At 38.7% G+C, this 10,002-nt stretch carries 10 protein-coding genes and 13 tRNA genes; 2 read left to right on the top strand and 21 right to left on the bottom strand.

The features are described 5' to 3' along the window. Nucleotides 1-114 precede the first annotated feature (114 nt). The 14 genes from ACIGHG_RS23320 to ACIGHG_RS23255 form a co-directional block, all read right to left on the bottom strand. Nucleotides 115-185 (bottom strand) — tRNA-Gly (locus ACIGHG_RS23320). A gap of 1 nt (nucleotide 186) precedes the next feature. Further along, nucleotides 187-263: transfer RNA gene (locus ACIGHG_RS23315), tRNA-Pro, on the bottom strand. Nucleotides 264-267: 4 nt separating this feature from the next. After that, nucleotides 268-344 (bottom strand) — tRNA-Arg (locus tag ACIGHG_RS23310). Between the two features lie 84 nt (nucleotides 345-428). Continuing rightward, nucleotides 429-514, bottom strand: a tRNA-Leu gene (locus ACIGHG_RS23305). 3 nt (nucleotides 515-517) lie between these two features. After that, nucleotides 518-598: transfer RNA gene (locus ACIGHG_RS23300), tRNA-Leu, on the bottom strand. 14 nt (nucleotides 599-612) lie between these two features. Further along, nucleotides 613-688, bottom strand: a tRNA-Lys gene (locus ACIGHG_RS23295). A gap of 5 nt (nucleotides 689-693) precedes the next feature. After that, nucleotides 694-768 (bottom strand) — tRNA-Gln (locus ACIGHG_RS23290). Between the two features lie 132 nt (nucleotides 769-900). Then, nucleotides 901-976: transfer RNA gene (locus tag ACIGHG_RS23285), tRNA-Asp, on the bottom strand. Between the two features lie 3 nt (nucleotides 977-979). Beyond that, a tRNA-Met gene (locus tag ACIGHG_RS23280) sits at nucleotides 980-1,056 on the bottom strand. Nucleotides 1,057-1,079: 23 nt separating this feature from the next. After that, nucleotides 1,080-1,155: transfer RNA gene (locus ACIGHG_RS23275), tRNA-Val, on the bottom strand. Between the two features lie 4 nt (nucleotides 1,156-1,159). Beyond that, nucleotides 1,160-1,234 (bottom strand) — tRNA-Glu (locus ACIGHG_RS23270). Between the two features lie 7 nt (nucleotides 1,235-1,241). Continuing rightward, nucleotides 1,242-1,332: transfer RNA gene (locus ACIGHG_RS23265), tRNA-Ser, on the bottom strand. A gap of 8 nt (nucleotides 1,333-1,340) precedes the next feature. Continuing rightward, nucleotides 1,341-1,415: transfer RNA gene (locus ACIGHG_RS23260), tRNA-Asn, on the bottom strand. 129 nt (nucleotides 1,416-1,544) lie between these two features. Further along, on the bottom strand, nucleotides 1,545-1,985 hold the full coding sequence (locus ACIGHG_RS23255; RefSeq protein WP_336473927.1) for a SprT family protein: 441 nt from the start codon (nucleotides 1,983-1,985) through the stop codon (nucleotides 1,545-1,547). A 107-nt stretch (nucleotides 1,986-2,092) separates the two neighbouring features. Between ACIGHG_RS23255 and cmpA the strand changes: the two genes are divergently transcribed. Then, nucleotides 2,093-2,206, top strand: a complete 114-nt coding sequence (gene cmpA / locus ACIGHG_RS23250; RefSeq protein ID WP_020063275.1) for a cortex morphogenetic protein CmpA — start codon at nucleotides 2,093-2,095, stop codon at nucleotides 2,204-2,206. A gap of 91 nt (nucleotides 2,207-2,297) precedes the next feature. On the opposite strand, the gene ACIGHG_RS23245 is transcribed toward cmpA, so the two are convergent. The 6 genes from ACIGHG_RS23245 to acpS form a co-directional block, all read right to left on the bottom strand. Continuing rightward, nucleotides 2,298-4,469, bottom strand: coding sequence for a Tex family protein (locus ACIGHG_RS23245; protein WP_336473926.1), 2,172 nt, complete (start codon nucleotides 4,467-4,469; stop codon nucleotides 2,298-2,300). 66 nt (nucleotides 4,470-4,535) lie between these two features. Further along, on the bottom strand, nucleotides 4,536-4,886 hold the full coding sequence (ndoA, locus tag ACIGHG_RS23240; RefSeq protein ID WP_020063273.1) for a type II toxin-antitoxin system endoribonuclease NdoA: 351 nt from the start codon (nucleotides 4,884-4,886) through the stop codon (nucleotides 4,536-4,538). 4 nt (nucleotides 4,887-4,890) lie between these two features. Next, nucleotides 4,891-5,178 carry an antitoxin EndoAI gene (locus tag ACIGHG_RS23235; protein ID WP_000004571.1) on the bottom strand — a complete coding sequence of 96 codons (288 nt, stop codon included), beginning with the start codon at nucleotides 5,176-5,178 and terminating at the stop codon, nucleotides 4,891-4,893. 239 nt (nucleotides 5,179-5,417) lie between these two features. Then, the gene (gene alr / locus ACIGHG_RS23230; protein WP_336473925.1) at nucleotides 5,418-6,587 is read right to left on the bottom strand and encodes an alanine racemase; all 1,170 of its coding nucleotides are present in this window, start codon (nucleotides 6,585-6,587) and stop codon (nucleotides 5,418-5,420) included. A 248-nt stretch (nucleotides 6,588-6,835) separates the two neighbouring features. After that, nucleotides 6,836-7,783, bottom strand: a complete 948-nt coding sequence (locus tag ACIGHG_RS23225; protein WP_336473936.1) for a LolA family protein — start codon at nucleotides 7,781-7,783, stop codon at nucleotides 6,836-6,838. A 156-nt stretch (nucleotides 7,784-7,939) separates the two neighbouring features. After that, on the bottom strand, nucleotides 7,940-8,299 hold the full coding sequence (gene acpS, locus ACIGHG_RS23220) for a holo-ACP synthase (RefSeq protein WP_396550744.1): 360 nt from the start codon (nucleotides 8,297-8,299) through the stop codon (nucleotides 7,940-7,942). A gap of 92 nt (nucleotides 8,300-8,391) precedes the next feature. Here acpS and ACIGHG_RS23215 point away from each other — a divergent pair, with 92 nt between their 5' ends. Further along, nucleotides 8,392-8,961 carry a rhomboid family intramembrane serine protease gene (locus ACIGHG_RS23215; RefSeq protein ID WP_336473923.1) on the top strand — a complete coding sequence of 190 codons (570 nt, stop codon included), beginning with the start codon at nucleotides 8,392-8,394 and terminating at the stop codon, nucleotides 8,959-8,961. A 2-nt stretch (nucleotides 8,962-8,963) separates the two neighbouring features. Here ACIGHG_RS23215 and uvsE read toward each other — a convergent pair whose 3' ends face one another. After that, entirely contained in the window at nucleotides 8,964-9,926 is a 963-nt protein-coding gene (gene uvsE, locus ACIGHG_RS23210) for a UV DNA damage repair endonuclease UvsE (RefSeq protein ID WP_336473922.1), read from the bottom strand. Nucleotides 9,927-10,002: the final 76 nt, after the last annotated feature.

The following is a 10,002-nucleotide window of genomic DNA, read 5'->3' as shown; positions in this document are numbered from 1 at the left end:
CCGCCAGCGTTCATCCTGAGCCAGGATCAAACTCTCCAATAAAGTTTGTCTAGCATCATAAATAAAAATTGACGTTTCACGTTGTTTGTTTCGTTCAGTTTTCAAAGAACTAAAAGCGGGTGAAGAGAATCGAACTCTCGACCAGAGCTTGGAAGGCTCTTGTTTTACCACTAAACTACACCCGCATGGTCGGGAAGACAGGATTCGAACCTGCGACCCCCTGGTCCCAAACCAGGTGCTCTACCAAGCTGAGCCACTTCCCGTAAATGGCGCGCCCGAGAGGACTCGAACCCCTAACCTTTTGATCCGTAGTCAAACGCTCTATCCAATTGAGCTACGGGCGCTTAATGTATGTTGTTTGTTTTTTGCGACTTTATTAATATACCATGGTGGTAAGATTAATGCAAGCACTTTTTTTATTTCTTTTTTGGTGCGGCCGAGAGGACTTGAACCTCCACGGGGTTGCCCCCACTAGGCCCTCAACCTAGCGCGTCTGCCATTCCGCCACGACCGCATATGCGGGTGAAGGGAGTCGAACCCCCACGCCAAAGGCGCCAGATCCTAAGTCTGGTGCGTCTGCCAATTCCGCCACACCCGCGAAATCAAAATAAATGGTGAGCCATGAAGGACTCGAACCTTCGACCCTCTGATTAAAAGTCAGATGCTCTACCAACTGAGCTAATGGCTCTTAAATGGCTGGGCTAGCTGGATTCGAACCAGCGCATGACGGAGTCAAAGTCCGTTGCCTTACCGCTTGGCTATAGCCCATCGATTTAATCGAATAAATTAACATCTTTGTGGATATCACTTAAATTCGCTTCACAAGATTTTTCAGTGAAGAAATACATTCTATCATACCCTCTAACAAAAAAAACAACTTCCATCTATTAGAAGTTTAAATGGCGGTCCCGACCGGGGTCGAACCGGCGATCTCCTGCGTGACAGGCAGGCATGTTAACCACTACACCACGGGACCATTTGGTTGCGGGGACAGGATTTGAACCTGCGACCTTCGGGTTATGAGCCCGACGAGCTACCAGACTGCTCCACCCCGCGATGATACTATTCATTATTTTATATGGTGGAGGATGACGGGATCGAACCGCCGACCCCCTGCTTGTAAGGCAGGTGCTCTCCCAGCTGAGCTAATCCTCCGAAGTGGTGACCCGTACGGGATTCGAACCCGTGTTACCGCCGTGAAAGGGCGGTGTCTTAACCACTTGACCAACGGGCCAAAATTATGGCAGAGAAGAAGGGATTCGAACCCTCGCACCGCGTAAGCGATCTACTCCCTTAGCAGGGGAGCCCCTTGAGCCACTTGGGTACTTCTCTATATTATATGGCTCCGCAGGTAGGACTCGAACCTACGACCGATCGGTTAACAGCCGATAGCTCTACCACTGAGCTACTGCGGAATAAAAAAGACATTTTTTATCTTATAAAAAATCATTTTACAAGTCAAGCACTTCCTACAATGTCTTGTAGTGAGCTGACATGTTTATAATATACTGGATTGATTTTTAACTGTCAAGGTGTTTTTTTACCTACTTCAAACGCCCTTTACACTTTCCACAAACGTAGCGATTTGTATCCATTCTTCTCCTTCTTATATATTGAAAACCACACGATAAACAAACATATATGTATTGTTTCTTCTCTTTCCTCTCATCGGGGATTCTTTTGCAAAAACGCGGCGCATCTACCTTATTCAACAACTCACGAAAATCCCTATCCCTATGTTGATACCCTTTTCTCATAAGGTGTAAATGATAATGACAAAGCTCATGCTTAATTACTGCAATTAATTCCTTTTCTCCATAAGTTTGATAATAACGATAATTTAATTCTATATTGTGTGTCCCCAATATATACCGTCCGCCTGTCGTACGTAAACGTTTATTAAATGTTGCTTCATGCAAAAAAGGTTTCGCAAAATATTTTATCGATACTTCCTCCACTAATCCCTGAATATCTATTTCACGCATCCTTATCTCTCCTACCCATAAAAATAAATCTACACGTCTTTTTTGTCTCATGCATACATTAAATAGTACATATACCCATCCTCATTCCTGTAAAAGGAGGGATTCATATGCCAGCATGGCTTCGCAAACAAATGCGGCGTGCTTATTATGAAAAAAACCGCTATCAAATTAAATTACTTAACGAATGCTGGTTTTTTTATAAAAAAAAGCAACATCCTTAGTAAACAAAGGGAGCGGACTAACATTCCACTCCCCTTTCATTCAACTAATAGAAAAGTTATTCATAGGCGCGGCACCCAATCATTCATTTTTTCAGCCTTCTGTCGGCAGCATAGATAAGGCGACGCGTCCCTTTTTCATATCAATCTCATCGACCCACACTTTTACAATTTGTCCGACAGAAACAATATCTAATGGGTGTTTTACAAACTGCTTACTCATTTTAGAAATATGAACCAATCCATCTTGCTTCACACCAATATCTACAAAAGCACCAAAATCAACAACATTCCGAACTGTACCTTCCAATTCCATATCGCGTTTTAAATCTTCTAGTTTTAAGATACCTTTTTTAAGAAGCGGCTTTGGTAATTCATCACGTAAGTCTCGCTCTGGACGAATAAGGGCATCAATAATATCGCGCAGCGTAGGTTCGCCAATGTTTATTTGCTCTGATAACGAGGAGATTTCTACTTCCTCTAAACATTTTTGCAAATGAGGTTGTCCAACATCTGTAATAGATAATCCTAAACTTTTCAATAATAACTCCACATTCTTATATTGCTCTGGATGAATACTCGTTCGATCAAGCGGATTCTCACCTTCTACTACACGTAGAAAACCGATACATTGTTCATATGTCTTTGCACCTAAGCGCGGTATATCTTTCAGTTCAGCACGTTTCGTAAACTTCCCGCTCTCTTCACGTTTTTTTACAATGTTTTTCGCAACAGTTTTTGATAAACCAGAAACATATTGCAGCAAGGAAACCGAAGCCGTATTTACGTTCACTCCAACTTGGTTTACAGCTGTTTCAACAACAAACGTTAATGATTCATTCAACCGTTTTTGCGACACATCATGCTGGTATTGTCCCACACCAACAGACTTCGGATCAATCTTCACTAATTCTGCAAGCGGATCTTGCAAACGTCTTCCAATGGAAACTGCACTTCTTTCTTCAACTTGTAAATTAGGAAACTCTTCTCTCGCTAAATCTGATGCAGAATACACACTTGCACCAGCTTCATTGACAATAATATAAAACACATCACGCACAGCCGCCTGTAGTACATCTACTACAAATTCTTCCGTTTCACGAGAAGCCGTACCATTTCCAATTGCAACTACTTCTACTTCATACTTTTCTAAAATTGAAATACATTTCTTTTTCGCTTCTTCATATTTCTGAGCAGGTGGATGCGGATAGATGACATCAATATGAAGCACTTTGCCCGTATCATCTACAACCGCAAGTTTACATCCTGTACGATACGCCGGATCTACAGCTAATACTACTTTCCCTTTCATCGGTGGCTGCAACAATAAATTCCGTAAGTTCTCTGAAAAAATATGAATCGCTTGTTCTTCCGCTATTTCTGTTAACTCTTTACGAATCTCCCTTTCAATAGACGGTTGAATTAAACGCTTATAACCATCTTCAATCGCTTCTTGTACATAAGAAGTACTTGAAGCACATGAATTATGAATTACTTTTTTATGTAAAAATTGAAGAATTTCTTCAACTGGAGGCACAATTGTTATTTTTAAAATTTCTTCTTTTTCACCGCGATTCATAGCCAATATACGATGAGGAACAACCTTTTGCAGCGGCTCTTCATAGCCATAATACATTTCATATACATTTTTTTCGTCTTTTTCTTCATCTTTTACAACTGCTGAAATCGTTCCTTTTCTAAAGGTAGTATTACGAATCCAACTACGATAAGATGCTTCATCGGACACATATTCCGCAACAATGTCTTTTGCACCCTGCAGTGCTTCTTCTGGTGATTGGACTTCTTTTTCCTCATTTACGAACATTTTTGCTTTTTCTAGCACATCATCCTTCGCAAACGTTAATAGCCAATCTGCTAAAGGTTCTAATCCCTTCTCTTTCGCAATTGTCGCTTTTGTTCTTCGTTTTTCTTTATATGGACGATATAAATCCTCCACTTCTTGTAGTTTTGTTGCAGATACAATGTTACGACGCAATTCTTCTGTAAGCTTTCCCTTTTCATGAATTAAACGCAACACTTCTTCTTTACGATTTTCAAGCTGAGTGATATATTGCCATCTTTCTAAAATCGAACGAATTTGCACCTCGTCTAACGAATTTGTCCATTCTTTTCGATAACGAGCAATAAAAGGGACTGTATTACCTTCCTCTGTTAACTCAATAACATGACGAACTTGCTTCTCTGAAAAATTCAATTCTTTCGCTAACATTTTCATTAATTCTTGGCGGTTATCTACCATTTCCATTTGCAACAAAACCTCCTTCAATAATAAAAAAAGTTGCTCTTAAAAGAGAGCAACTTCAACGTTGAACTAAAAATCTATCAGTCCTAGACTAATTTGCAGAGCTTCATCTACACGATTCATCATCAGATCATCTAACTGAGTGATTTTGTCCGTTAAGCGCTGCTTATCGATTGTTCGAATCTGTTCGAGCAAGATAACCGAATCTCTCTCAAATCCATACTTTTTTGCATCGATTTCCACATGGGTGGGCAATTTTGCTTTCTGAATCTGTGCAGTAATGGCCGCCACAATTACAGTAGGACTAAAGCGATTCCCAATGTCATTTTGAATGACAAGAACCGGACGAACGCCTCCTTGCTCAGAACCAACAACTGGGGAAAGGTCTGCAAAATACACGTCGCCGCGTTTTACAATCAAAAGATTACCCCCCGCTAACTAAGCGTTCTACTGTATGAGCTGCTTCATACTCTGCTAAGAAAGCTTCAGATGCAATACCAAGATTGATTTTTCCCATTTCAATGTACCCACGTCTCATTGATTCATGCTGGTAGCGCTTCTTCGTTTTATGTTGGCGCAATAGCAATTGTGTTGCCTGGCAAATAAGTTCATGGCGATTCTTATTCTCTTGTTTTCCAATTCCGTCTAATTCTGTTACCACTTGTTTCGGCAACCGAACAACGATTTCAGTAGTTACACTTGATTCGGACACAAAAATACACCTCCACCGTCAACTACACACACATATATGACACCTATTGTAATAATACCATTGTATAGGGCCTGTTGCAAAGACTTCCTAATGTCTTGTTTTATGTTTTCCAACTTGGAAATAAAACATTCATTTCCCTGTACTTTTCTATGTTATTCTTCTAAAGCGAGTTTCGCAAATTGCCATCTAGTAAAAAACATTGCTATTATAAGCGTACATTTAAACTCCGGAAGCCCCTTTTATATATCACTCAAATAATTTACCACCTCTACAACTTTTCCATTTTTCACATATACACGTGGAATACGAAAACTAATCGTTGCAATCACTTCATAATTAATTGTCCCTAAATACTCTGCAACCTCAGTAGCACTAATATACTGATCGTCTTGTCTTCCAATTATAGTGACTTTTGTCCCAAGCGGTACTTCATACGGCATGTGAAGCATCAGCATATCCATTGTAATTCTCCCCACAATTGGCACTCTTATACCATTTACAAGAACTTTAAGTCCCTGCAACCTACGCAACCAACCATCAGCATATCCAACGGGCAATGTAGCAATCCATTCTTCTTTTTCCGTTCGATAAGTGACGCCATAACTAATACCATCACCTTTTATCACCTGTTTTATATGCATAACCGTTGTATGCCAAGACAATGCCGGTTCAAGCTTAATTGGTAAAAAAGGGCCGATCTGTATAGATGGAGTCAATCCATACATCGCAATTCCTATTCTGACGGCATTAAAAGTAATGCTTTGAAAACGTAAAGTTGTCGCACTATTAGCTGTATGAATAAACTTTGGATTCACTCCAAATTCTTTTAGCCAGCTTAATTGTTCTAAAAAAGTATTATACTGCTTATCAAAGTAAGTTGTTACTACTTCATCAGCTGTTGCAAAATGAGTATAAACTCCTTCAAACTTAAGAAAGGGAGCACCTTGTAGACTCTTTAGAAATTCTTTCAATTCATCTTTTTCACGAATTCCAATTCTCCCCATCCCACTATCGAAGTTAAGATGAAAATGTAATGAATCTGAAGAACACCACACCTTCTTCGCTATTTCTATCCATTCTTTTTGAAATACAGTTAATGTAACATCATTCTCCGCTGCCACATTAACATCTTCTGGACGTGAAGGACCTAATACTAAAATAGGCGATTTAATTCCAGCTCTTCTCAAAACCAAAGCTTCATCTAAAAAAGCAACCGCTAACCTTGTTGCCCCCGCCGCTAATGCTGCACTTGCAACTTGCACTGATCCATGACCATATGCATTTGCTTTCACAACAGCAAAAATCTCTACACCCTTCGGGATAATAGACTTAATACGAGTTAAATTCTCATAAATCGCATCTAAGTTTACCTCGATCCACGTATCACGATAAAATGGCGATTTTTCCATCTAGAAAAAACACTTCCTTTATACGATATGCAAAGCTTATTCTTTTATATTCACTTTTTTCTCACCTTTATTTCATCAGATTACATAAAAATTTTTATCAATAAAGTGAAACTTCCATCAGTGGGGGTTTTTTTATCCCCCATCTAGCTTCCTTGTTTCTCTCTGCATCTTGAGTGCCCGTTAAAGCGGGATAAATTAAAACGTGCTAAAAAACGTGGTGTACACTGTAGTCACCACGTCTTAGTTGTTTACTTTACTTGTTTCTGAGTCACAGAGCGTGCTACCATTAATAATTCTTCTTGTTTCAAACCTTTTGATACAAGCATATACTCCGCCCCATTATGTGACCATGTAACAGAATCTTTTGTTAATGCCCCAATAGTGAAACCTAAATCAACAGGCTCCCCGCTTACACTTTGCATAGCAATAGTTGGTGCTACTTTCGCCTTTTCTTGTATTAATGTAAAACTCTTCTTATTACCAGTGTACGTGAGAATGCTACGTTTTCCATTATCTTCATTAAATTCTTTCTCTTCTTTTAAAGTCATGCCTTGTGGTGTATCACTTGGGTACAAAACAGCTAATGGTTTTTCTTGTTGAGCTGCCGTTTGTATATCTACTTGTGCTCTAGACATATTTTGCTTCGTATCAAATGCACCTTTATCAAATTTCGCATCAAACTTTACTTTCGAAAAATCTACTTGCACAAGAACATTTTGATCGTTATCCATCAACTTCACCGAAACAGGCGATAAATCTTTTTTATTAAATGTAATTTGTTGCCTTGGCAACATATTTTGATGATGATAGTTTGTTTTTGTTTCAAACACATAATATTTGTCTGTTTTCTTAAACGAACGGTCCTTATCATTCAAAATATCCCTTACAAGTGATTCATATAAATATGCTTGACTGCTATTTTGCGGCCAATCACTTTGAAAGCGAAAACTTTTATTTAAAGATGGAGTAAGAACAAACACACCTTCATCATTTCGTAAAATAATTTGACTTTGATCTTTCTTTGCGTTTTTTAAATTAACTCGGTAATACGAGGGTTTATTATACCAAACTTCAACATCATACACTTGTGGTTCATTTCCTGTTTTAATCGATAGTTTCGCTTCGGCTTGATAGCTTTTCATGTCTTTTACTCTTTCATTCAAATCTTGCACAACATCTTCTTTCTTCTTCTCCATGCAACCTGCTAACAGAAAAACGGTCAACAAACCGACAATAAACAAAAATAGCCGCCTTTTCATACGTTCAGCCCCTTTGCCTCAATAAGTAAGTGGAAGAAAACCTCTTCCTTAACGCTACTCAAATATATGAGACAAGGAGATGAAATATGCAGACTAGCTTGACGGGCTTTCTAAAACAACCTGCGCTACCGCAAACTCTCGGCTATGGCTAATCGAAAGATGGATAGTATAACTTGTATTCGCAAGCAAAAGAGGTTTTCCTCTTTCATCATTCATAATTTCAATATGCAAAAAACTAACCTCTTTTCCAATTCCAGTACCAAGCGCTTTCGAATACGCTTCTTTCGCTGCAAAGCGCCCTGCAACAAATTCACTACGTCTCTTTCCTTTTAACGTGTATGCCACTTGACGCTCATTTTCCGTTAAAATACGCTCTATAAATTTCGGTTGCCCTTCTATCATCTTTTCAATTCTTTCAATTTCAATAATATCGATTCCAACTCCTACAATCATATCCTTCCGTTCCTTCCTTCCTTCTATTTTCTCTCTCACTTTCATATTGTAAGAATAACAGACAATACGTTAACAGCAAAAGGAGTGTAAATATGAATACTCCATTAAAATACTCATTTTCTTCTTTCCCTCCGATTACTACGGCACTACTTTTTATACAACTTGTTTTACTATTGGTAGGAAATAAGAGCTTATCTACCGGAATCGCCTGTAACGAGTGTATAGCTGACGGAGAATGGTGGCGACTCATTTCTCCATTATTTGTTCATACAACATTTTCTCATTTCCTATCCAATAGCATCTGCTGCTTTGCGCTTGGATTTTCATTAGAAAAACAACTTCATAGCATTCGATTTTTATTTGTGTTTCTTACGTCTGGAATCACCGGAAATATTGCCTCTTACTTTTTATTTTCGCCCCAATATACTCATACAGGAGCTTCTGGTGCTATTTTCGGACTACTAGGAGTGCAGCTTTACCTATTCTATATGCAATTTCAGCCTACTAGAAGAAAAGAAATTCTTCTCTTTGTTATCATTTTATTTATTCTCCTTGCATTTACATTTCTTGATCCAACAACAAATTCAATTAGCCATCTAGCCGGATTACTTACAGGAGCTTGCTTAGGACCATTATTCATAAAAAAAACAGATGGTGCATAAGCTTATTTCACCCAAAAGCTTGCACCATCTATTATCTCCACTCCCGTCTTACCTATCATATCCCTCATCAACCGTAAGAGAGCTTCGTCTTTTTGTTTCGCTTCTATCATACAGTGAATTTCCGGAACACTTCCTTTTATATATTGCAAAAAAGAAATGAAATAATCAGAATCAATAAAATCGGCATGCGCCCGCGGATCCTTCCCTTCTCGCGGACTCGAAATATGCATTTTAATCGACAAAGGGGATTGCTCCCACGTTTGCACAACACGTTCCCAGTGGGTTTCCCATTCGTCTAAATCATGATTCATCATATGATGATGTAGATCAAAAACTACCGGGATTCCAAGTTTTTCCCCTAAGTATAGCGTCTCTTTTAAAGAAAATGTTGTGTCATCATTTTCTAGCATAATCATCTTTTGAATCCACGCTGGAACAAGCGACCAATTTTCAATAAATTGTTCTAGCGCTTGTTCTTTATCCCCATATGCACCGCCAACATGTAAAACACAACGATGCGTTCTATCGATTCCCATTCCCTGTAGTAACTTCCCATGCATTTTTAATGTTTTTAGGGACTGCTTTAAAATGGGTGGACGCAATGAATTTAAAACAACAAAATGATCTGGATGAAAGTCAATTCGCATTCCTTTTTGTTTTGCGTATTCTCCAATTTTCCGCAAATTTTCTTGCAAAGGCTTTATATAATCCCACCCTAACAATGCCTCATGGTTTGCCAGAGGAATTAATTTCGAACTTAAACGAAAGAATGAAATATCATGTCCATAATTATGCTTTAACAACCGTAAACAATTCTCCAAATTAGAATTAGAAATCCTCTCTAATTTTTTAATTGCCGCTTCTCGGTCTTGTATTCGCTGAAACTGTGTATACGTCATTGTTTGCGAAGGAGAAGCATCCTTGACATGCACACTCATCGCAACATACCCAAGCTTTACAAGCATTCTATTTCCTCATTTCCGATACAAGTTTCTATGTAGTATGTCCAAATGAAGAAACAAAAAAGACAGCCTTTCGAAA

This window comes from Bacillus sp. NPDC077411, from assembly GCF_044543425.1.
GTDB classification, from domain to species: Bacteria; Bacillota; Bacilli; order Bacillales; family Bacillaceae_G; genus Bacillus_A; species Bacillus_A bruguierae.
The sequence above is the reverse complement of the archived record's forward strand: the minus strand, read 5'-3'. Positions and strand labels throughout refer to the sequence as shown.

What these genes read in the sequence shown, in the direction of transcription:
- uvsE (WP_336473922.1), bottom strand. Translation starts at nt 9,926, where the DNA reads ATGCTTGTAAAGCTTGGGTATGTTGCGATGAGTGTGCATGTCAAGGAT.
- alr (WP_336473925.1), bottom strand. Translation starts at nt 6,587, where the DNA reads ATGGAAAAATCGCCATTTTATCGTGATACGTGGATCGAGGTAAACTTA.
- ACIGHG_RS23215 (WP_336473923.1), top strand. Translation starts at nt 8,392, where the DNA reads ATGAATACTCCATTAAAATACTCATTTTCTTCTTTCCCTCCGATTACT.
- ACIGHG_RS23245 (WP_336473926.1), bottom strand. Translation starts at nt 4,469, where the DNA reads ATGGAAATGGTAGATAACCGCCAAGAATTAATGAAAATGTTAGCGAAA.
- ACIGHG_RS23225 (WP_336473936.1), bottom strand. Translation starts at nt 7,783, where the DNA reads ATGGAGAAGAAGAAAGAAGATGTTGTGCAAGATTTGAATGAAAGAGTA.
- ACIGHG_RS23255 (WP_336473927.1), bottom strand. Translation starts at nt 1,985, where the DNA reads ATGCGTGAAATAGATATTCAGGGATTAGTGGAGGAAGTATCGATAAAA.
- cmpA (WP_020063275.1), top strand. Translation starts at nt 2,093, where the DNA reads ATGCCAGCATGGCTTCGCAAACAAATGCGGCGTGCTTATTATGAAAAA.
- acpS (WP_396550744.1), bottom strand. Translation starts at nt 8,299, where the DNA reads ATGATTGTAGGAGTTGGAATCGATATTATTGAAATTGAAAGAATTGAA.